This is a genomic window from Aquimarina sp. AWH4_224, from assembly GCF_056160245.1.
In genome coordinates this window covers 1-532 of the sequence record NZ_JBSWWU010000050.1, presented here as the reverse complement: position 1 = coordinate 532, position 532 = coordinate 1, and the positions used below count along the sequence as shown (strand labels likewise).

1 protein-coding gene is annotated in these 532 nt (G+C 31.0%); it reads right to left on the bottom strand.

All coding sequences use genetic code 11. The annotated features are described in order from the left end of the window. A partial coding sequence (locus ACXAGJ_RS24640) for a glycosyltransferase (protein WP_474843841.1) occupies window positions 1-224 on the bottom strand: 224 nt, incomplete at its 3' end. Window positions 225-532: the final 308 nt, after the last annotated feature.

The following is a 532-nucleotide window of genomic DNA, read 5'->3' as shown; positions in this document are numbered from 1 at the left end:
GCAGATGCTTTTCCTTGGTTTTGTTCCAGATCGATTACCGATATTCTTTTGGGATCGAATTGTCTTAGTTGTTGTAGTAGCTCTAAGGTGTTGTCTGCGCTACCATCGTTTACAAAACAGAAGTGATAATTGTTGTTTTTGGTTAAAAATTGGCAAAATTTGTCCTTTTCCAGTCTATAATATTCATTATAGCATGGAATAATAATTCCAGTAATTTTCGTCATTATAATTAAGATTTTGGGGGAATACTTCCGGGGCAATTACAAGTAGAAGTATTCTTGATACATTATATTTCTCTTAGTTTTTTTATGTTAAACATTCTTCTGGGGCGTTTGAAGACTATTTGACATTTTGACGAAAACTTACTTTACTATTATGTATATATATTTAATTAGGGTTACTAAACTTTTTTTCAGTTGTATTCTTCTGGGGTGTAGAAGAAGGTTTAGCAATTTTGACGAAGTAAATGTTGTTTTGAGATAAGGATTTGTATCTCAGCACATTGTAAAACTAACAAGTATTTGTAAAACTT